Below are 19874 nucleotides of genomic sequence, written 5' to 3' on the forward strand. Positions count from 1 at the left end.
ATGTAAGCTTCATTACTCTCTCAATTTTGATGGGTCTGACCCCTCAGTTGATTCGCCAACAGTATCATGAATTCCCAGGCTAATAGCTGAAGTCTACTTCAGTAGACTAGGGATTTGTGAGCATTTTTAGTCATCTTGAGATGACTTAAGCTATGAGACTCAGAATTCATTCTGAGGCGGGACAAGAGTTTCGCGTTAAGTTGACACCAATGGGCATTGCCCACCCTACAAATTTCTTAACGATAGTTAGTGAATTGTAACGCCACAGGAAAGTCTTCTTGTTTCAACCGCTGGATGACAGTTTGCAGATCATCCTTGGCTTTAGCTGTCACCCGCACTGCATCACCTTGAATCGAGGCTTGGACTTTTTTGAATTCGTCTCGAATCAGTTTAGAAATTTGCTTGGCGATTTCTTGGCTAATGCCTTTTTTGAGTTTAATTTCTTGGCGTACGCGGTTCCCGCTGGCTGATTCAACTTTGCCAAAATCAAATATTTTTTGAGAGAGGTTACGTTTTGCGGCTTTTTCCCGCAGAATTGTGTGCACAGATTCTAAGGTAAACTCGCTGTCGGTGCTGATAGTAATGCTTTCTTCGTTTAACTCAACACTAGTTGCAGTATCTTTGAGGTCATAACGACTTTTAACGTCTCGTTCAACTTGATCGACAGCGTTTACCAATTCTTGTCGGTCAAAGTCGCTCACAATGTCAAAAGAAAAGGTAGAAGCCATAAAAAATTTGGGGTTTGTAGATGTGGGAGTTTGGGTAGGAGACAGAAATAGTACTGCCTCTTAGCTATTAGCTTGGATGATACTGAAGACAATGAGAGTACCAGAGCCAAGAGAGCCAATGCCAAACATGAGCGATCGCAATAGGGGTATATTCAATATATAAAAAACTGAGTATAACAACCGAGCGACAATAAAAGCGATCGCTGCTGTTACTGCTACTGGAGAATTTACACCTGTAACATAAGCCATCAAAGCTGCTGCAGCAAACAACATAAACGCTTCAAAGGAATTTTGATGCGCCCAGGTAGCTCGTTGGGCGTATGGTGGTAACTTATCGAATATGGCGCGAGGGGTTGACAAAGCTTCCAACCCAATCTGCACCCGCGCATAAGCTACCAGTAAAAATGGCAGATAAATCAGCGCTGCGGCTGCCGCAATGGCGTATAAAAAAATAATCATTAGTTATTGGTCATTGGTTGTTTGTCATTAGTTATTTGTCATTTGTCAAGCAAACAGATGCGCCAGCGGCTACTTTTTCAAAGCTTTCCAGCAGTACCCGCCAGTCAGGATCAAAGACAAATTACTAATGACTAATCAAAGTAGAAAAGCGTCACCACTTTTCTTTGTTCTTCGGCGTCTCCACAAGTTTGGAGCAGGGTACGGCTGTCATGAAACGCAAAGCAGATGAGTTGTTGACAACGAGAAACAATCTCTTTGTTGCAAATGTAACTTGCTTCCGCCAGAGAGAGACTATCGTTGCTGGGATTTTCTACTAGGTGCATGACATTTTCTAATTGCTGGCGCGATTCTACTGGCTGGCGTTCCAAGCTTTGGGGTAAAATTACCGTCAGCAAGTTAGGATCTGCCCGCATTGCTCCGCGGATAGCCGCTGAGTTAGTTCCTGTAGCGCCAGAGGTGATGATCCGATTGCCTGTTAAGACTAAGGCATAGGTCATCATTTCAATCAGATTCTGATGCGTAATGGGCACGTGGCGAGAACCGAGCAAGGCAATTCTTTTAGAACCTGTTTGCTGGATGGTTGCCAGTTCCTGCGCTAACGTATCAAGGTTAATGAGGTCTGTTGATTGACTCAAAGACGGAGATCATTAGATGAAACGACCAAGATATTTTACCAAACTGAGTGTAGGTGGAAGTTAATTTAGCTCAGACATTGCTATATTTTCTCGGCTTTGTTGAGTTGGTGAGAGCGAGTCGGCTGTACCCTCGCTGGGAGTATAGTTTTTGATGGAAACGCAGAGGAACGCTAAGGAAAGCGCTAAGGGGCGCTGAGATTAGGATAATGCGGCTGCTGGACTTAAGCCTAGTACAGATAGTAGGCGCTCAAAGTCAAAATGCTCACCCATTAGCTGGGAGATGCATTGTACTTTAATCGGTTCGTGGAGGCGCACTTGACCAAAAGTGCGGTCAACAATTTCCACGGTGGTGAGTGTATCTAAATCGACCGATAAAATGGGGATTTCTAGTTCTTCAGCACGGTTGCGAATAAAGGCGGGAGGTGGTAATTGTCCGGTGAGAATGAGGCATTGGGTGGAGGTTTCTAGTGCAGCTTGCTGAATTTCTACGCGATCGCCCCCTGTGACTACGGCCATGTTGTGGCGTTTGCGGAAATATTTCACAGCGGCGTTGACGTTCATTGCGCCGATGGCGAGGCTTTCGACGAGTAAATCTAAGCGATCGCTACAACAGAGGACTTCTGCATTTAACTGCTTGACTAATTCACCAACGCTGACGCTGCGGAGTAGGTCGCTTTTTGGTAAGGTGGCGAATACAGGAATACCTTGCTGTTCTAAAAATGGGCGTAGGAGTGTTTGCGAGGTGGCTATTTGGTCTGTGGGGATGTCATTGAGCACTACACCAATTAAGCGATCGCCTAAGCGCTGTTTTGCCGATAATAGTGCTTCCACTGAAAGCAGCGATTTGTAGCGGGCTACCAACAGCACACCTGCATCCAGTACTTCTGCTGCTTGTAGCAAAGACAAATTAAACAATTTACCTTCTTCTAAGTCACCAGGCCCCTCTAGCAACACCAAGTCCCCACGGGACGCTGGTAAATATTGCTGTGCTAAAGATTGTTGATAATCGGTTTTGTCTTCACCGCGTAGGCGTTTTTGTACACTTACTTGATCTAGAGTTAACATCGTGGGTGTAACACGATTGGCTGGCAGATTGAGGCTGTGAGCAATGAACTGGACATCTTCCTCAATTACGCTACCACCAGACGCATTTAAACACGTACCTAGTGGTTTGCCGTAGGTGATATCCAGTCCTTTTTGCTTTAGCTGATGGGATAAGCCCAGAACTGTTGCAGATTTACCGCTGTAAGTCTGAGTTGATCCTATCAACAAATATTTTGCGGATTTCGGCACACATGCACTCCTAAAATTCAAAAGGAAGTAGAACCCAGCTTGGTGTTTTCTCATTCTAGGTCGAACTTAGCCATTGCTGTTGCTACAAACCCTGACTAGAGAAGCGATCGTGCAATTTTTTCAGGATGATTAATGGATGAAATCGGTGCTTTTTTTAGACAAAAACGGCTGAATATAACCACAATTAGATAAATATTACCATTAAAAGAATTTATTCATCTAAACGCAGCATCTTACGATAAAAAGCTTGAGAAAAATCAATCACACGATAGCGTTTATGGTTTTCCATCAACTCAATTAAAAAAGTCATAAACTCAAAACTCGCCATCATCACTTCATAACTTAAGTCAGCTTCACCATCGAACTGCATTCGACATCTGGTTAAATCTGAAGGTAAAGTGGCTACATTCCAACTGGCGACAAAGGGAATATTTTCACCAGCTTCTATTTTGCGATGTCCTTCCACAACGCCTTTTTGATAAAGACTGATGGCGTGGGGCAATATATTACGCCTGTTTCCTTGAATGTAAGGTAAGTAAACGCTCGCTTGTTGCTGAGTCGCAGGCTGGAGTTGCTCAATAGACATGGTGATAGATTCCTCGTAAATGCTTATCGATAGTTTTCCCGAAAAATATGTCGATATTGATATGGGGATTGGGGTGATGGGGAAGCGGAGTAAAAAGTTACTGCTAAGAAGTGACAGAATGTCGGGTACAATGAGGCTGCATTGGCTTTTGTGGAAGCTAGGAGCAATAACATGGACAATTTCCGTTACAGGGAAGTTTATGTGATTATTGCGATGTTTTTTAACGACTATCTGCTGCTAAATCTCCAATGATGCCACTTGCCCCATTCCCCTTTTAAGTAACCTATGCCAGCGAATTCCTGGCCCGAAAACGATCCTAGTAATGAGCTTGATTCTCTTAGTTCTCTGTTGTCTGACCTCTCAGCAACTGAGGAGTCGGAGATAGACCCGGAAGTTGGGTTTCTCCCATCCCGGTTTCAAGGACGCAGACCCAAGGCGGCGCTGGTTTTGGTGCTGGTCTGGATGGGCACGATCGCTCTACATTTGGTTTCTTGGGGGGCGATGTTCGTGCTGGGCTTAACGGCTATTTTAGGCATTCATGCTCTGAGGTTTTTATCTGCTAAACCCCGCCGTTATCCTCAAGTGATCGAGGGAAGTGTACCTTTTGTGTCGGTGCTGGTCGCAGCGAAAAACGAAGAAGCAGTAATCGGGAGATTAGTCAAGAATCTTTGCAGTTTGTCATATCCAGATGAGCAGTATGAAGTGTGGGTGGTGGATGACAATAGTAGCGATCGCACACCAGAATTACTAGCACAATTAGCTCAGGAAAATCACCAACTCAAGGTTTTGCGGCGTTCAGAGCAAGCTACGGGTGGGAAGTCGGGGGCACTAAATCAGGTGTTACCGCTGACCAAAGGGGAAATCATCGCTGTGTTTGATGCGGATGCTCAGGTGGAACCAGACTTTTTACAACGGGTAGTACCTGTGTTCCAAAAAGAGCAGGTGGGGGCGGTACAGATGCGAAAAGCGATCGCCAACGCTACCGAAAATTTTTGGACTCAGGGACAAATGGCGGAGATGGCTGTTGACACCTATTTACAGCAACAACGCATTGCCATTGGTGGAATTGGTGAACTGCGCGGTAATGGTCAGTTAGTCCGGCGTCAAGCTTTGGCAAGTTGCGGTGGTTGGAATGAGGAAACAATCACTGATGATTTAGATTTAACTATCCGCTTACATCTTGACAAATGGGATATTGAGTGCATGTTCTACCCAGCAGTCCAAGAAGAAGGTGTGACGAAAGCAATTGCTCTTTGGCACCAACGCAACCGCTGGGCAGAAGGCGGGTATCAGCGATATTTAGATTACTGGGATTTAATTCTCAAAAACCGCATGGGGACTCAGAAAAGCTGGGATTTGCTGATATTTTTGCTGATTATGTATATTCTACCAACAGCAGCAGCACCAGATTTACTAATGGCTATGATCAAGCATCGGCTACCCATTCTTAGCCCCATCACCACTCTATCAGTTGCTATTTCCGTGTTGGGGATGTTTGCAGGTTTAAAGCAGATTAATCAAAATCAGCAATTGTCAATTTCCACCTATTTTCGCTTCCTAGTGCAAACTTGGCGCGGCACTATTTATATGTTTCACTGGCTGATAGTCATGAGTAGCACCACCGCCCGCATGTCGATACAGCCCAAGCGCTTAAAATGGGTAAAAACTGTACACACAGGAACAGAGGACTAAGGCGTTGCTGAATATTATCGCAGATTAGGTGTCAAGAATCGACCTTTAGTCTTGGTTGAAAATTTTCATTCATCCCGCAACGCCGAAAATTCAGCAACGCCCAGATCTAAAACTCTCCGGCTAAAGCTGCAACGCACCTTTCACAGATTAAGGGATGCTCTGCTGATTCTCCCACATGAATCGAGTAGTTCCAACAGCGATCGCATTTTTCTCCTTGTGCATTCACTACCCCAATTCCCCAGGTATCTGATTGCAAGTTGTATTTCGACCCTAGCAATGCATCGGGTGTATCTAATACTTCTACTTGGGAAGTGAGGAATAAGTATCGGAGTTCATCGATACCGTTACCTACACTGGGATTTAGTGTTTTTACTGAAGCACGTAGCTGCTCGTCTTTTATATAGAGCAAGACTTTTGCTTCTAAAGAAGAACCAATCATCTTTTCTACCCTAGCTTGTTCTAATACCTTATTCACCTCAGTCCGGATTTGCCGGATTTGTTGCCAAAATTGTGCTAGTTCGGGATTTTGCCAACGTGGTTCTAATTGCACCCAACCAGCCTCAAACACTGATTTATGGGGTGTTTTATAAGGCAGATATTGCCAGATATCTTCTGCAGTGTGACATAAAACAGGTGCGATCGCTGTGGCTAAATTTTGTAGCGCCATCTGCAAGACTGTCTGACAACTGCGACGGCGAAAAGCATTCGGGGCGCTGATATACAGTCTATCTTTGGCAGCATCCAAATAAAAGTTGGATAAATCCACCACGCAGAAATTCTGTACAGTTTGGAAAAAGCGGAAGAATTGGAAACTGTCAAAGGCTTGCGTGACTTCCTCAAACACCTCAACGATGCGGTGGAGCATGTATTTATCCAACTGCGGTAAATCCTCGAAAGCTACTTTATCTTTTTCGGGGTCAAAGTCATGCAAGCTACCCAACAAGAACCGCGCTGTATTGCGAATTTTTCCCCTCACATCATTAAGTTGCTTGATGATGTTTTTCCCAATCCGCATATCAGAGGAATAATCTACCGATGATACCCACAATCTAAGGACATCAGCACCATAAGGCGGTTCTTCTTTTTGATTTTTCCCGCCGTCAATAATTGTATGCGGGTCAACCACATTCCCCTCAGACTTGCTCATCTTCCGCCCTTGTTCATCCAAAACAAAGCCGTGAGTCAAGACAGTTTTGTAAGGGGCGATGCCGTTAACTGCTACACTAGTCAGTAAACTTGACTGAAACCAACCGCGATGTTGGTCGGAACCTTCCAAATACAAATCAGCTGGATAATGTAATTCTGGACGCTGTTCAGTTACAGCCGCCCAAGACGAACCAGAATCAAACCACACATCCATTGTGTCTGTACCTCTGCGGTAAGACCGACCATCACTGCGATATGGTTCTGGTAATAACTCTGCTACTGAAAGTTCCCACCAAGCATCAGAACCAATTTCTGCAAAAATTGCTTGGATGTGGTTGATAGTTGCTTCATTCAGCAAAACTTCCCCAGTTTCCTCATCGTAGAACACGGGAATAGGGACACCCCAACTGCGCTGACGGGAGATACACCAATCAGAACGGTCTGCAACCATAGGAGTGATGCGATTTTCTCCTTGGGCTGGAATCCATTTTACAGTAGCGATCGCCTTTAAAGCTGCATCCCGAAATCCCTCCACGGAAGCGAACCACTGTTCAGTGGCGCGGAAAATTGTCGGCTTTTTCGTCCGCCAATCATAAGGGTATTTATGAGCATACGCCTCTTCTTTCAACAAAGAACCAGCCTTAGTCAGCGCATCAATTACCGCTTGATTTCCATCACCCAACACATTCAAAGAAGCAAACTCACCCGCCTCTGCAGTAAAGTTACCGTTGTCATCCACTGGCGCGAGGATGGGTAAGCCGTAGCGTTGACCGACGATGTAGTCTTCTTGACCATGACCAGGGGCAGTGTGCACCAAGCCTGTACCCGACTCAGTGGTAATATAATCACCACCCACAAGCACTGGACTTTCTCGGTTGAATAAAGGATGACGGTAAGTTGTATGTTCTAAATCTTGCCCTTTGAATGTGGCTTTTACTGTTAAATCTACATCCAAGGTGGAAGATAAGCGTTCTACTAAATCAGCCGCTACGATGAGATATTTAAGATTTGTTTCGCGCAAAGTCGCAAAGGCGCTAAGGTTATTTTGCGTCTCCTCGTCTTTGCGTGACACTTCCACCACTGCATAGTTCAAGTCGGCGTTGACTGCTACAGCTAAGTTACCGGGGATTGTCCAAGGTGTGGTTGTCCAGATAGCGACACCCAAATCGGGGAGATATTCACCCAAAGTTGGTTTTGCAGTTTCCGACAAACTTGTGACGGGAAAAGCCGCGTAGATACTGCGGGAAGTGTGACCTTCTGGATATTCTAATTCTGCTTCTGCTAAGGCGGTTTTAGAACTGGGACTCCAGTGAACAGGTTTTAAACCGCGATAGATGTATCCTTTTAAGAACATTTGCCCGAATACGCCGATTTGCGCTGCTTCATATTCTGGCTGTAATGTCAAGTAAGGATGTGCAAAATCACCCCACATACCAAAGCGTTTACAGCTTTTGCTTTGGTCTTCTACGGCTGCGAGGGCAAATTGTTTAGCTTTTTGTCGCAGTTGTAGAGGTGTCAAGTTTTGCCGTTCTGCTGATTTCATATTTTGCAGAACTTTTAGCTCAATTGGCAAGCCGTGACAGTCCCAACCAGGGACGTAGCGAATTTTCCGCCCTCGTAGAAGTTGGTAGCGATTAATAATATCTTTAAGAATTTTACCTAAAGCATGACCACTATGCAGAGAGCCATTGGCGTAGGGAGGCCCATCATGTAGTATAAATAATTCGCCGGGGTTATTTTGAGAAAGGCGATCGTAAATTTTATTGTCTTCCCAAAACTTTTGAATTTCGGGTTCACGCTTGAGGGCGTTCGCCCGCATATCGAAATTAGTCTTAGGTAAATTTACAGTATCTTTGTAGCTTCCAGTTTCTGTCACAGTCTCATGCCTAAAATTAGGTGTCTGATTTGATCAATTATAGAAGATGGCATGAAGACCAAAATTAGCTATTTTATCCGGCGTTGCTAACGCACCGATGAAGATCGATAAAGTAAGTTGAGTAAAACCCAACATTCGCTTAAGTTAACGTCGGGTTTATCAGAATTTAACTAGCTTGATTATTTGGTGGGGTTGCTTCTGGTGGTGTCTCTGCTGGGGGAGCAAGTACTGCATCGGGCGCTACTTCCTCTACAGGAATCGGTGTTTTTTCTGTTTCTGTATCCGCTTGCGCTGCTTCCACTAATTCAGGCGATGGGGGGTTGGGGGGAATAGCTTCTGGTAAAGTCTCGGTTTTGGCTTCAGGTGTGGAAGTAGTGTTGTCAATTATCTCTACTGCAGCTTGCTCTGCTAAGACAGCGGTGATATCTTCTGGTTTGGGGGTCGGGGGTTTTTTCTGGGTTGTGGTTTGTTGTACCCGATTTTTCACACCATTAAAAGTACCACCAATTGCTGCTGATAACTGTCCTAAACTGCGCTGTAGCGAAAACTTGGATGCTTGTTCTTGGATGGTAAATTTGACTAACTCAGGGCTAGGTACTTGAGTTTGTTGTGCTTGCGGTGTTAACTGACGACGTAATGACAAAGTTTGCCAGCCAAACCACCATAAAAGAGCCACACTAGCTATGTGACCTAGCAAAAGACCACCAGTAATCCGTGGTGCAAATACCCATATAACTAAAGCATAAAATAGTCCTATACCACTCCAAATAAAGTCATTCTTGCGGTGGATTTCTGGAAAAAAGAAAGCTGCTAGATAAATAGCTAAACTACCAATACCCACTGCCAAAGCTAGGATATATGCCAGCATGTTTCGTTACTCCTTTAACTAGGGGTTAAGGATTAGGGGTGAAGAATTTAATCAAATTCAGTACGGCGTCAATAAACCACCCATTCTAAATCGCTGGAAAGCTGATTATACGGGTTTTTTGATTTCATACTTTAGACTTCATACTTCAGCCTTTTTGTACTAGTCCCTAATCCCTTAACTAACAATTTTGCAAATTTTGCCACTCAATTGTTGATTTAGATACAAATTAAAACTAATTATCTGTGTTAGTTGTGAATTTTGGCTCTGGAGACCAACTCTTAATGTCTTCTTTAGAAGAGAAGCGAAAATCTCGGACTACCCTAAAGATGAAAGGATCTGCAAGAGTTAGCCAAAACATAGTTATGACCCTACAAAGCTTTGGTGTGATTGGTTTAGCCGTTATGGGCGAGAATATTGCCCTAAATGTGGAACGCAATGGCTTCCCAATTGCAGTTTACAATCGCTCCCGTGAAAAGACTGATGCCTTTATGGCGGAGCGTGCGCCAGGAAGAAACGTCAAAGCCGCCTTTACCCTGGAAGAATTTGTGGCTGCGTTGGAACGTCCCCGCAAAATCCTAGTGATGGTACAAGCTGGTAAGCCAGTTGATGCGGTGATTGCTCAACTCAGACCTTTGCTGGATGAAGGTGATATCATTATCGACGGTGGTAACTCTTGGTTTGAAGATACCGAAAGACGCACTCAAGAATTAGAACCTGCTGGATTGCGTTATTTGGGTATGGGTGTTAGTGGTGGTGAAGAAGGGGCGTTGAATGGCCCTTCTTTAATGCCTGGAGGTACGACAAGCTCTTACGAGTACCTATCACCAATTTTCAATAAAATTGCTGCCCAAGTTGATGATGGCCCTTGTGTAACTTACATTGGCCCCGGTGGTTCTGGTCACTATGTGAAAATGGTACACAACGGTATTGAGTATGGCGATATGCAGCTGATTGCTGAAGCCTACGATTTACTGAAAAATGCCGCTGGACTCGACCATAATCAGCTACATGAAGTGTTCACAGAATGGAACACTACCGACGAACTCAATTCATTTTTGATTGAGATTACAGCTAATATTTTCCCATACATTGACCCAGAAACAAATTTACCTTTGGTGGATTTGATTGTTGACGCCGCTGGTCAAAAGGGAACTGGACGCTGGACTGTGCAGACTGCTTTGGAATTGGGGGTTTCTATTCCCACAATTACAGCTGCGGTAAATGCGCGGATTATTTCTTCTATTAAAGACGAACGGGTAGCAGCATCGAAAGTCCTGACAGGCCCCAGTGGTAAGTATGATGGGGAAGTTAAGGATTTTGTCAATAAGGTGCGGGATGCTCTTTATTGTTCCAAAATCTGTTCTTATGCTCAAGGGATGGCGCTGTTGTCTACAGCTTCCAAAACATATAACTGGAATTTAAATCTGAGCGAAATGGCGCGGATTTGGAAGGGTGGCTGTATTATTCGTGCTGGCTTCTTGAATAAGATTAAGAAGGCTTTTAATGAAAATCCAGCATTACCTAACTTGCTGTTAGCTCCCGAATTCAAGCAGACTATTCTCGATAGACAAACAGCTTGGCGGGAAGTGATTATGACAGCTGCGAAACTGGGGATTCCAGTTCCAGCGTTTAGCGCCTCCTTAGATTATTTTGACAGCTATCGTCGCGATCGCTTGCCCCAAAATCTCACTCAAGCACAACGCGATTACTTCGGTGCTCATACCTACCTCCGCACAGATAAGCCCGGAAGCTTCCACACTGAGTGGGTACCCATTGCTGAATCTGAAAAGTAAGCTTTGACGCCTCCACTTTATTGACATTTGATGAAAGTTTGGAGTGGCTCTGAGTTTCAGGGTCACTTTTTTTGGCTCACGCATACCGCCAAAGGCGCAGAGAAGAATGCGAAAATAAAGGGATATTATAAGACAAGAATTATTTATGCCTTACAGTGACTTTACTATCAGAAAAATCAAACAAAACTTTGGTATAACTATTGTTGAAGGTGAAAAATTTCTACCAGAAATTAAAGCGATCGCACCTAGTGCTACTCTAGATGCATATTTAGCAGAAAGCTTACCCTTAGCTATAGCTACAGGCAGTGAAAAAGCACGTTCGGAATTAATTATTAGTCCTGTTTTACTGGAAGTACGCAAGATTTTAAACAGACAAATTAGTTTATTTTCTGGTGCTGATTTTACTGTAGATCCTGCTGCTGGATTGAGTGGAGTCTGTGATTTTCTTCTCAGTCGTTCTGCTGAACAATTAGAAATTGAAGCCCCGGCTGTGGTAATTATTGAGGCGAAAAAGGCAGATTTGAATCTGGGTATTGGTCAGTGTATAGCAGAAATGATTGCTGCTCAGAAATTTAATGAAATTAATCATCAACCTATTTCTACTATTTATGGTAGTGTCACGAATGGTACTGCTTGGCGGTTTCTGCAATTAATTGAGCAAACTGTGACAATTGATTTCACAGATTATCCTCTTCCTCCTGTTGATTTTATTCTGGGAATATTAGTGTACATGATATCTTTTACTAACTAGTAGAAAATATTTTCTGTTTCGCTGATGGTATTTGTTGGGTTACACGCAGTGGAGCCAAGCTACGGGAGATGGCGATCGCACTTCCGGGAACGCAGAAGCTGCTTCTGGGTGCGCGAAACACTTAAACGTGAAAGCGGAAGCTGCTTCTGGGTGCGCGAAACACTCAAACGTGAAAGCAGAAGCTGCTTCTGGGTGCGCGAAACACTCAAACGTGAAAGCAGAAGCTGCTTCCGGGTGCGCGAAACACTCAAACGTGAAAGCGGATGCTGCTACAGTGATGACAAAAAGAAGAAATGTGTCTGTGTAAGCAGAAGTCTATTCACCCTTACCTAAATATTTCGCTTTTAATTCTTCTAATTCTTTATCTATGGGGTTGTTACTAGAAGGTTGAGTGTTTGGGGTTGGGGTAATTGGTTTTTGCGGTTTACCACCAACCATAAATTGGGTTTTCATTTCTTCTAGTTCTAAATCTATTTGACTGGGGGTTTTGGCGACAACTGCAGGTGTGGTGGGCGTAACTGGTTTGGTGGCTATCGGTGCGTTTTGATTTAAATCTTTGAGGACTGCATCCGCTGTTTGATAACGCCGCATGGGAATGCTTTCTAGCATTTTGTTGAGGATTTGGCTTAACTGATGACTGACTGGAGTTTTCAGATATTGTTGCCAAATCCAAGTATCGTTATTAATATCATAAGAATCAAAAGGCGATCGCTCTGTTAATAACCGAATACAAGTAGCTCCCAAACTATAAATATCGCTGGCAAAAATTGCCCTTCCTCTCATTTGTTCTGGGGCGACATATTCGGGACTACCGATACTTGTACCAGTTTGATTTATGGCTTCACTACTAACAGATTTAGAAGCACCAAAATCTACTAATACTAGCTTGTTATCTTGACTACGCAAAATAATATTTTCTGGTTTAATATCGCGGTGAATCACTTGTTTAGCGTGACAAAATTGCAGTACAGATAATAAATCGTGCAATAATTGTCGGATTTGGGTTTCATTGAAAGCGCCCTTTTGTACCAATTCCTGGGCTAAATTTTGCCCATCAATAAATTCTTGTACGAGATACTGTCTGTCATCTTGGGTGAAATATGCCAGTAATTCGGGAATTTGGGGATGTTTACCCAATTCATCTAACTGGACTGCTTCTAGATTAAATAACTCTACCGCTTTTTGCACGGTGTTAGTGCCTTGGGCTTGGGGATAGAATTGTTTAATTACACAGCGCGGTTTGGAAGGTTTATCTTCATCCACAGCTAAAAAAGTCCTACCGAAACCACCTTGTCCTATGGGTTTGACAGCACGGTAACGCTCTTTTAGCAGTAACTTGGAACCACAACTGAGGCAAAATTTGCCATCATGAGAATTTTCCGGCTTGGAACAGCGGGTATTAAGACAGTAGCTCATGGCAAGGCGATCGCTTTCATATATTTTTATTGTGCCCTGTGTTAGGCTAAAGGGTGTTAATCTTCGCCAAATATCCAGCCGCAGACTGTTGTACCTTCTTATTTAGTAGGCACTATCCCCTCTACCTGACTCTTCATCAATCTTTGCACACTCGCCAACGCTCGATTTAATTCATAATTGCGCCGCTCTGGATTTTGTAGATATGCTTGTTGTTCTTCTTCAATCATTTGTACATCTTGCAGAACTAATCCATCAAGCAATTTTTTGGCGGCGTTAAATAAATTATTTTTGATAAATCGACGGAACCACACAGGTAATTTGTGTAATTTATCAAAAGCATTTAATGAAGTGAAATGAATTAAATAAGCTTTGGTTTGTGTCTCATTCACCGGACACAATAAACAGTAAATCTGAAAATCATTGCCTAATTTTGCAGCCCAATGAGGGTAAATATAACTCACATCCAAAGGTTCAGGATGTAATCGCCGCAAAGCTGGGAAAAATAATTGAGATATTGACCAAATTTTGTCTATTTTATAATAACTTTGGGCTGTATAATGAGCATGTACATGCTCTTCATCTTCATCTATAGATTGTAGTGAGGCTGCTGCCCAAGCTTGTAAATCTTGATGTAAATGTCCATGATACATATCCATCAAATTTTCGATTAAATAAGAATAATGCGCTTGGCAATTAATCACAGCAACTGAAGCAATATAATTTAGATGATTCCATTCTGGTAAACCCATAAGTTCTACAGTTGGTGTTTCATCTCCAGGAAATAACCAAATAAAACCGTCTTGTTCTTTAACTGGGTAGCGACGAATTTGACAAGTTGGTAATTTCTGATTTGCTGCTAAAGAAGGAACTGCGGCACATTCTCCAGCCGAATTGAAGCGCCAACCATGATAAGCACATGCCAATTGATCACCCATCACCTGTCCATGACTGAGTTTAACTTGGCGGTGGGGGCAGCGGTCTTCTAAAGCGTGAACTTTTCCTGTACTATCTCTGTAGAGTGCGATCGCTTGCTGCCAGATTATCACACTTAAAGGTTTATTCGTCACCTCACCACTACGTGCAACCACATACCAATGATTGGGGTTAATGCCCAACTGACGCACATCACGACTCTGCACAGCTTGGGAAATCGAAGTCATAGATTTCACATCCTTTTGGGCGTTAAACTGGGGAGTGCTAAATTGTCAGACATTTAATTTTCCCACGTAGACGCCGAGATGGGGAGATAGGAAAATAACCAATGCCCAATTCCCTCAAGCCTATCACCCTGGGAGCTAAAACTAATCTTGCCTACAAGTTATAAAGTATGTGTAGATAAAACTGCGAGTATTTTGAAACAAAAATCTGTATGACAAACTACCAAGAAGCCTTAACTAACGATGAAGTCGTCAACGAGTTAATCGCAGAGACTACAGGTATGAATCACGTAGAAGTAATTGAGAACGTCATCGACAGTCTCGAACAAGATGATAGTGCAATGGTGAGCCACACTCCAGCAGGTGCTTATCTGTGGAAGTTTAAGTACGGAAGCGTGGAAGTTTTCGTGCAACTTACCGGCACTAGTGATGAGGATACCATCACCGTTTGGTCTGTGGTGCTGAAGTTACCCGTCAAAAATGAACCTAAATTACTGCGTTATCTGTTGGAGTTAAACTGCTCTAGCACCTTTGAAGCCAGATTTGGTATCATCGATAACCAAGTGGTTGTAATTTCGACGCGGACTTTAGCAGAGTTGTCTCCTGGTGAAGTTTCTCGCTTAATTACCATTGTCGCCACGATCGCAGATAACAACGATGAAGCCTTACAATCTGAATTTGGTGCAGCTTGATTTCTGAAACTAGTAATTTTCCGGTTTGGCGACTAATTCCATTGTTAACAGCACCTGGTAACGTGCAAATGGCGATTGACAACTGGTTGCTGACACAGCACCAGTCTGGACAACATCCGCCAACTCTGCGGTTTTATATATGGTCGCCACCGGCTATTTCTCTCGGCTATCATCAACGTCAATACCCGGAATTTTGGCAAAATCTGACTTGGCAAGGTGAGAAACTAGATGTAGTGCGGCGTCCCACAGGTGGTAGAGCTGTCTTACACCAAGGCGATTTAACTTATGCTGTGGTAACATCTGGCTTCACTGGTAGCCGCCTGCAAGCTTATCAGAAAATTTGTGAATTTTTGATTCAAGGTTGGCGATCGCTCGGCGTAGAATTGCAATATGGTATAGAGGGACGAGGCTACATCCACAACCCCAACTGTTTCGGCACCGCCACCAGCGCAGATTTAATCTTGCCCAATGGTGCTAAACTCATCGGTAGCGCCCAAATGCGAAAAGGGGGCGTAATTTTGCAACACGGTTCTATGCGCTTACAGCCTGATGCAGAATTATTCACTCAGGTATTTGGCATAGAAAATTTTACAGACCTGCAACTACCTAAAGATATACATACTGAAAAGATTATTGCAGCCTTGATAGCCGCTGCTCAAAATTGTTTCCACATGCAAACACTTATCCAACCTCTTTCTCAGAGCGAATGGAAGCAAATACTAACACAACCTCAACTCTCCTTCCCTCAATCCTTAACCCCATAGCCAAAGATATCCAAAAAACCTCCGCGCCCCTTTGCGCCTACTTTGCGCTCCTCTGCGTTAAAAAAACAGATCATGTTCATCATACAACCACCGATAAACTATCTCCATTCATCGGTGGTTGCAAATCTAACTGATAGCTGACTTAGCAATTATCGCCAACTGTAACCCATCTGGATAACCACCATCTTCCTTAATTCGCTTAATTTCCCCATCGCTAATTCGTAAATTTAACTTTTGTGCTAAAGTCCGCACAATATCCCCCCTATCAATCACACCAGCAACCGCACCCGCAGGAGAAAGCACAGTTATAAAAGGTAACTGTTCATTTTCCAACTTGTTAATCACCGCAGCGAGGGAAGTTGATTCTGTAACCGTGGGAATTTCTGTTAATGGATGCACAATACTTTGCAGAGTTTGGCTGTCCCATTCACTTCTTTCCACTAACCGCAAATCTTCAATAGCAACTTTACCGCGATAACGTCCATCAGAGGCGGCAAAATAAACCTGGGGAGTGGTTTCTAACAGGTATGAGTCAGCAAAATCACGCAGGGTTTGGTTAGCATCGACTACACGAAAATCACGGGTCATGGTATCAGCAGCTAAGACTTTCAGCAAGGTTTCTTGCAGAGTCGTCACACGGTCGTAGCTACTAGCATTGCGAATTGCGAACCAACCCAATAGCGCAATCCACACACCCAACACTAACTCTTTAGTAATGAAGTCTACAGCAAAACCCAGAGCGATCGCACCATAACCCAAAATTTGCCCCGCCTTTGCTGCCCAGTGTACAGCTTGAAAGCGATTACCTGTGACTTGCCATAATGCCGCTTTGAGGACTTGTCCCCCATCTAGAGGTAAGCCGGGAATCAGGTTAAATAGCGCCACCACCAAGTTAATTCTCGCTAAATCCCCTACCATCAGACTATACACACTACTATCAGGAAGTAAATTAGCCCCTAGACGGAGGAGCACAAATAAGGCGATACTAACTAGAGGGCCAGCGATCGCTACTTGAAATGCTTTACCTGGAGTTTTAGATTCCTCTTCAATGGCCGCTACCCCGCCAAATAAAAATAGGGTGATGGAATTAACCCTAATACCTTGCGATCGCGCTACTAAACTATGACCCAATTCATGTAACAATACTGAAGCGAATAATAGCAAGGCCATCACTAACCCTGCACTCCAAGCAATTTCATTTCCCCATTGCTGATAAGTTACACCAAAATTCAGCGTAGCCAGCCCTAAAATCACAAACCACAAAGGATCTAAAAATAGGGGAATTCCGAATAAAGACCCTATTTTCCAATTTGTTTGCATAACTAACATTGTCCCAAAACTAGATATTTCCAGCCGTCAAGACAGCAAAATTGACAATAATTTTTTATACACAAGCATATTAACCCATTAGCTCTGCCAAGAATTGACTCTTGAGATGGAGCATTTCTCTAACTTCTACAATAAACAATCAGGCTACTATTTAATCACTAAATATAAATAGCTAAATATTGGCAGAACAATTGAGCTAAATTTTTCGCAATCAATAATTATAAAACTTTATCTCTATTTAGTTTCGCTCGCTTTGGGAGGGGGCGCATCGCTTCTCGTCCCAGGAGAAACAACCCAGTTACACCCAAGTTGACAAACCAAACATATTGATACCAATATTGGCGAATTTGCGCCATGGGACTCAGTTCGGGATGCAACGTGTTCAAATAAAGCAACAACACGACAATCATCAACGCCCCGAAACCAACGCAGCTTAAACCTACCTGAATTCTTGCAGGTCGCAAATCCAAATCACTAACCTGTTCTAGGGAGATTTCTGCCAGTTCATTTAAAGAGTTTTCTGCTAAAACAGAAGTTGCTTCTACTCGTTTGCTCAGTTTTGCAGGCAAAATCGGCACTAATGCTGTCACCGTAGCACGGCGTAAAGCCGCTTCAGTATCTCGCAACAACACTAATGGTTGACGACTAGTGGTAGTCGAGTCCGTGACTTTGCCTTCAAAATCCATACACAGCACGCCTCAGAAAAACCAAGATACCAATAGCCTAGCGAATTGCTCTTGGCAACGCAAACTAATTATGCAAAGCGACGTTGACGGGTCTAGAACCTTGAGAATTTGGCATGGCAATTATCAATCTGTTCCCCATCACCCCACCTCCCCATCACCCCACCTCCCCATCACCCCACCTCCCCATCACCCCACCTCCCCATCACCCCACCTCCCCATCATCCCACCTCCCCATCATCCCACCACCCCATCACCCCATCACCAAAAACTCCACCCCACTTGCGGGATGGAGTTTTTCATACCTCAATCCAACTCACCCATTTTTTAAGAAGCCGCTGACTGCAACTTCTCCAATCGTGCCAATACTTCTGTACTGTGGATAGATGGGTTGACTTTGACAAAAGTCTCGCGCAAAATTCCTTGAGGATCGATGATAAAGCTGTGACGCATGGATAAAAAACCAATCCATGAACCGTAAGCTTTACTCACAGCACCGTTAGTGTCAGCTAACAAAGGAAATTTTAGCCCCTCTGAATCACAAAACTCGGCATGAGAATCGACGTCATCAGCACTAATACCGATAATTTGGGTATTTTTTTCTAAATATTTAGGCAAATCTTGCTGAAAACGCCGCGCCTCAATGGTACAACCAGAGGTGAAATCCTTGGGATAAAAATAGAGAACTACCCATTTACCCCGTAAGTCAGACAGAGAGATTTTGCCGTTACCTGTATTTGTCGGTAATGTAAACTCTGGTGCAGGTTGATTAATAGCCGGAAGTTTACCACCAAGAGCGTGAGCAACAGGAGCAAAGTGCAGCCAACTGACCAAAGCTAAACAGCTTGCAAAAAAAGTGGTGAAAAAAGTGCGCCGGGAAATCATGGTTGTAGACCAGAATCATAAATTAACATAAGTTTACAATTCTTCGTGGTCAATGTTTTCATTCAGACTGAGGTTCCGGTGAAATTTCCGTGCTGTCGATATACTGACTATCCAAAAGAAAAGCCCCCTTAGTGAAGCGAATACCCCAATAACCACCAGGACGACGGTCAATGACAATTCCTTCTTCCCCGATTTGCAGCACATCTGGGGGGCGGAGCATGGGCATGGGGTCAGCAGTTTTAATGTATGGTGGTAGTGCCACAACACGGACTTTGCTACCAATGGGGAATTCTTTAGACATAAGAAAAAGCTAGAAGTTTTGAATTAACTCATAACTCAAAACTCCTAACTTTTGCTAGGGGGTATTGAAATTTTCTATCTCTGCATTGGTAAAGCCGGGGGAGCAGGAGCGAAAGGAAGAGGGGTAATTGTTAAGAACTCTCTCGACCACTGGCCATTGACGATTGACCATTGGCTATTAACCATCGACCACTGACCGTTAACTATTAACCATTGTTTGTTGACCATTGATTAAGACTTTTTAAAAGAAAATGATATCTTTAACGAGTAGCTGGTTGACGACGGGCACGAGCGTTATTTTTGAACTCCTGCAGTTTTTGGCGTTGTTCAGGTGTCAGCACTGCTTCCATTTCTTGCTTGGAAGATTCCATAATTTGTTTAATTTGGGTTTTTTGAGTTTCTGATAAGTTCAGAAAAGCAAAAGGCCCGCCCTGTGAACGTTCACCTTGGGGACGTTGACCCCGACTCCGATTTGCTTTCGCTTCTTGTAATTTTTGCTTTTGTTCTGGGGTGAGAAGTGCTTCAATTCGGCTGCGAGTATTGGTGCGAATTGTTTTAAGTTGGTTTTTTTGGTCTTCGGTGAGATTGAGATTTTTCCACGGGCCCCGCTCTTTCTTAGGAGCTTCTACACCCGGTTGATTTGCAGGTGAAGCTGGTTGTGCTTGGGCTATGAAAGGAGTTGCAGTTAAGGTCAGAGCAAGTGCGCCAGCAGCGATTGATAATACTTTGAGTTTCATTGTGTACTTTGTGGTTTTTTTCTATTTGGATGCCACCATCATAAGAGTTTAGATCCAGAAGTCACATGGGGAGAAAGTCATGAA

At 43.6% G+C, this 19874-nt stretch carries 21 protein-coding genes; 7 read left to right on the forward strand and 14 right to left on the reverse strand.

What is annotated here, in order from left to right; genetic code table 11:
- Window positions 1-236: 236 nt before the first annotated feature.
- The 5 genes from MIC7126_RS0117490 to ebsA all read right to left on the reverse strand — a co-directional run bounded on the left by MIC7126_RS0117490 (window position 237) and on the right by ebsA (window position 3701).
- Window positions 237-728 (reverse strand): YajQ family cyclic di-GMP-binding protein, encoded by a 492-nt coding sequence (locus tag MIC7126_RS0117490; protein ID WP_017654458.1) that lies wholly within the window; start codon window positions 726-728, stop codon window positions 237-239.
- Window positions 729-788: 60 nt separating this feature from the next.
- The gene (locus tag MIC7126_RS0117495) at window positions 789-1187 is read right to left on the reverse strand and encodes an MAPEG family protein (RefSeq protein WP_017654459.1); all 399 of its coding nucleotides are present in this window, start codon (window positions 1185-1187) and stop codon (window positions 789-791) included.
- Window positions 1188-1318: 131 nt separating this feature from the next.
- Window positions 1319-1822, reverse strand: a complete 504-nt coding sequence (locus MIC7126_RS0117500; protein WP_017654460.1) for a hypothetical protein — start codon at window positions 1820-1822, stop codon at window positions 1319-1321.
- A 198-nt stretch (window positions 1823-2020) separates the two neighbouring features.
- Window positions 2021-3115, reverse strand: a complete 1095-nt coding sequence (locus MIC7126_RS0117505; protein WP_017654461.1) for a phosphotransacetylase family protein — start codon at window positions 3113-3115, stop codon at window positions 2021-2023.
- A gap of 211 nt (window positions 3116-3326) precedes the next feature.
- Window positions 3327-3701: a type IV pilus biogenesis protein EbsA gene (gene ebsA / locus MIC7126_RS0117510; protein WP_017654462.1), complete on the reverse strand. Its 375-nt coding sequence runs from the start codon at window positions 3699-3701 to the stop codon at window positions 3327-3329.
- A gap of 285 nt (window positions 3702-3986) precedes the next feature.
- Here ebsA and MIC7126_RS0117520 point away from each other — a divergent pair, with 285 nt between their 5' ends.
- Window positions 3987-5393 (forward strand): glycosyltransferase family 2 protein, encoded by a 1407-nt coding sequence (locus MIC7126_RS0117520; RefSeq protein ID WP_017654464.1) that lies wholly within the window; start codon window positions 3987-3989, stop codon window positions 5391-5393.
- Window positions 5394-5499: 106 nt separating this feature from the next.
- Here MIC7126_RS0117520 and ileS read toward each other — a convergent pair whose 3' ends face one another.
- On the reverse strand, window positions 5500-8415 hold the full coding sequence (gene ileS, locus MIC7126_RS0117525; protein ID WP_017654465.1) for an isoleucine--tRNA ligase: 2916 nt from the start codon (window positions 8413-8415) through the stop codon (window positions 5500-5502).
- 166 nt (window positions 8416-8581) lie between these two features.
- Window positions 8582-9283 carry a Ycf66 family protein gene (locus MIC7126_RS0117530; RefSeq protein WP_017654466.1) on the reverse strand — a complete coding sequence of 234 codons (702 nt, stop codon included), beginning with the start codon at window positions 9281-9283 and terminating at the stop codon, window positions 8582-8584.
- Between the two features lie 362 nt (window positions 9284-9645).
- Here MIC7126_RS0117530 and gndA point away from each other — a divergent pair, with 362 nt between their 5' ends.
- From gndA to MIC7126_RS27840, 3 genes are all read left to right on the forward strand, one after another.
- A complete protein-coding gene (gene gndA, locus MIC7126_RS0117535) occupies window positions 9646-11076 on the forward strand; it encodes an NADP-dependent phosphogluconate dehydrogenase (protein ID WP_017654467.1) in 1431 nt (476 codons plus the stop codon).
- Window positions 11077-11221: 145 nt separating this feature from the next.
- Window positions 11222-11827, forward strand: a complete 606-nt coding sequence (locus MIC7126_RS0117545; protein ID WP_017654469.1) for a hypothetical protein — start codon at window positions 11222-11224, stop codon at window positions 11825-11827.
- A gap of 31 nt (window positions 11828-11858) precedes the next feature.
- On the forward strand, window positions 11859-12134 hold the full coding sequence (locus MIC7126_RS27840; RefSeq protein WP_017654470.1) for a hypothetical protein: 276 nt from the start codon (window positions 11859-11861) through the stop codon (window positions 12132-12134).
- 8 nt (window positions 12135-12142) lie between these two features.
- Here the strand turns inward: MIC7126_RS27840 and MIC7126_RS0117555 are convergent, their stop codons facing one another.
- The gene (locus tag MIC7126_RS0117555) at window positions 12143-13243 is read right to left on the reverse strand and encodes a serine/threonine-protein kinase (protein ID WP_017654471.1); all 1101 of its coding nucleotides are present in this window, start codon (window positions 13241-13243) and stop codon (window positions 12143-12145) included.
- 98 nt (window positions 13244-13341) lie between these two features.
- Complete coding sequence (locus MIC7126_RS0117560) at window positions 13342-14403, reverse strand: aromatic ring-hydroxylating dioxygenase subunit alpha (protein ID WP_017654472.1); 1062 nt, start codon at window positions 14401-14403, stop codon at window positions 13342-13344.
- A gap of 209 nt (window positions 14404-14612) precedes the next feature.
- Here MIC7126_RS0117560 and MIC7126_RS0117565 point away from each other — a divergent pair, with 209 nt between their 5' ends.
- Window positions 14613-15092, forward strand: a complete 480-nt coding sequence (locus MIC7126_RS0117565) for a YbjN domain-containing protein (RefSeq protein WP_017654473.1) — start codon at window positions 14613-14615, stop codon at window positions 15090-15092.
- Window positions 15093-15160: 68 nt separating this feature from the next.
- A complete protein-coding gene (locus tag MIC7126_RS0117570) occupies window positions 15161-15856 on the forward strand; it encodes a lipoate--protein ligase family protein (protein ID WP_154656001.1) in 696 nt (231 codons plus the stop codon).
- A 126-nt stretch (window positions 15857-15982) separates the two neighbouring features.
- Here MIC7126_RS0117570 and MIC7126_RS0117575 read toward each other — a convergent pair whose 3' ends face one another.
- Complete coding sequence (locus tag MIC7126_RS0117575; protein ID WP_026100345.1) at window positions 15983-17176, reverse strand: site-2 protease family protein; 1194 nt, start codon at window positions 17174-17176, stop codon at window positions 15983-15985.
- Between the two features lie 227 nt (window positions 17177-17403).
- Window positions 17404-17871: a hypothetical protein gene (locus MIC7126_RS0117580; RefSeq protein ID WP_017654476.1), complete on the reverse strand. Its 468-nt coding sequence runs from the start codon at window positions 17869-17871 to the stop codon at window positions 17404-17406.
- A 70-nt stretch (window positions 17872-17941) separates the two neighbouring features.
- Here MIC7126_RS0117580 and MIC7126_RS31330 point away from each other — a divergent pair, with 70 nt between their 5' ends.
- On the forward strand, window positions 17942-18199 hold the full coding sequence (locus MIC7126_RS31330) for a hypothetical protein (protein WP_017654477.1): 258 nt from the start codon (window positions 17942-17944) through the stop codon (window positions 18197-18199).
- Here the strand turns inward: MIC7126_RS31330 and MIC7126_RS0117590 are convergent.
- The 3 genes from MIC7126_RS0117590 to MIC7126_RS0117600 all read right to left on the reverse strand — a co-directional run bounded on the left by MIC7126_RS0117590 (window position 18196) and on the right by MIC7126_RS0117600 (window position 19790).
- Window positions 18196-18753: a peroxiredoxin gene (locus tag MIC7126_RS0117590; protein ID WP_017654478.1), complete on the reverse strand. Its 558-nt coding sequence runs from the start codon at window positions 18751-18753 to the stop codon at window positions 18196-18198. The genes MIC7126_RS31330 and MIC7126_RS0117590 overlap by 4 nt on opposite strands.
- Before the next feature lie 58 nt (window positions 18754-18811).
- The gene (sipA, locus tag MIC7126_RS0117595; protein ID WP_017654479.1) at window positions 18812-19054 is read right to left on the reverse strand and encodes a regulatory protein SipA; all 243 of its coding nucleotides are present in this window, start codon (window positions 19052-19054) and stop codon (window positions 18812-18814) included.
- Window positions 19055-19313: 259 nt separating this feature from the next.
- Window positions 19314-19790, reverse strand: a complete 477-nt coding sequence (locus tag MIC7126_RS0117600; RefSeq protein ID WP_017654480.1) for a Spy/CpxP family protein refolding chaperone — start codon at window positions 19788-19790, stop codon at window positions 19314-19316.
- Window positions 19791-19874: the final 84 nt, after the last annotated feature.

The sequence above is a fragment of the Fortiea contorta PCC 7126 genome, assembly GCF_000332295.1.
Taxonomy (GTDB): Bacteria; Cyanobacteriota; Cyanobacteriia; order Cyanobacteriales; family Nostocaceae; genus Fortiea; species Fortiea contorta.

Coding starts and splice junctions, on each gene's coding strand:
- MIC7126_RS0117490 (WP_017654458.1), bottom strand. CDS start 728: ATGGCTTCTACCTTTTCTTTTGACATTGTGAGCGACTTTGACCGACAA.
- MIC7126_RS0117495 (WP_017654459.1), bottom strand. CDS start 1,187: ATGATTATTTTTTTATACGCCATTGCGGCAGCCGCAGCGCTGATTTAT.
- ebsA (WP_017654462.1), bottom strand. CDS start 3,701: ATGTCTATTGAGCAACTCCAGCCTGCGACTCAGCAACAAGCGAGCGTT.
- MIC7126_RS0117520 (WP_017654464.1), top strand. CDS start 3,987: ATGCCAGCGAATTCCTGGCCCGAAAACGATCCTAGTAATGAGCTTGAT.
- MIC7126_RS0117530 (WP_017654466.1), bottom strand. CDS start 9,283: ATGCTGGCATATATCCTAGCTTTGGCAGTGGGTATTGGTAGTTTAGCT.
- gndA (WP_017654467.1), top strand. CDS start 9,646: ATGACCCTACAAAGCTTTGGTGTGATTGGTTTAGCCGTTATGGGCGAG.
- MIC7126_RS0117545 (WP_017654469.1), top strand. CDS start 11,222: ATGCCTTACAGTGACTTTACTATCAGAAAAATCAAACAAAACTTTGGT.
- MIC7126_RS0117555 (WP_017654471.1), bottom strand. CDS start 13,243: ATGAGCTACTGTCTTAATACCCGCTGTTCCAAGCCGGAAAATTCTCAT.
- MIC7126_RS0117560 (WP_017654472.1), bottom strand. CDS start 14,403: ATGACTTCGATTTCCCAAGCTGTGCAGAGTCGTGATGTGCGTCAGTTG.
- MIC7126_RS0117565 (WP_017654473.1), top strand. CDS start 14,613: ATGACAAACTACCAAGAAGCCTTAACTAACGATGAAGTCGTCAACGAG.
- MIC7126_RS0117570 (WP_154656001.1), top strand. CDS start 15,161: ATGGCGATTGACAACTGGTTGCTGACACAGCACCAGTCTGGACAACAT.
- MIC7126_RS0117575 (WP_026100345.1), bottom strand. CDS start 17,176: ATGCAAACAAATTGGAAAATAGGGTCTTTATTCGGAATTCCCCTATTT.
- MIC7126_RS0117580 (WP_017654476.1), bottom strand. CDS start 17,871: ATGGATTTTGAAGGCAAAGTCACGGACTCGACTACCACTAGTCGTCAA.
- MIC7126_RS31330 (WP_017654477.1), top strand. CDS start 17,942: ATGCAAAGCGACGTTGACGGGTCTAGAACCTTGAGAATTTGGCATGGC.
- MIC7126_RS0117590 (WP_017654478.1), bottom strand. CDS start 18,753: ATGATTTCCCGGCGCACTTTTTTCACCACTTTTTTTGCAAGCTGTTTA.
- sipA (WP_017654479.1), bottom strand. CDS start 19,054: ATGTCTAAAGAATTCCCCATTGGTAGCAAAGTCCGTGTTGTGGCACTA.
- MIC7126_RS0117600 (WP_017654480.1), bottom strand. CDS start 19,790: ATGAAACTCAAAGTATTATCAATCGCTGCTGGCGCACTTGCTCTGACC.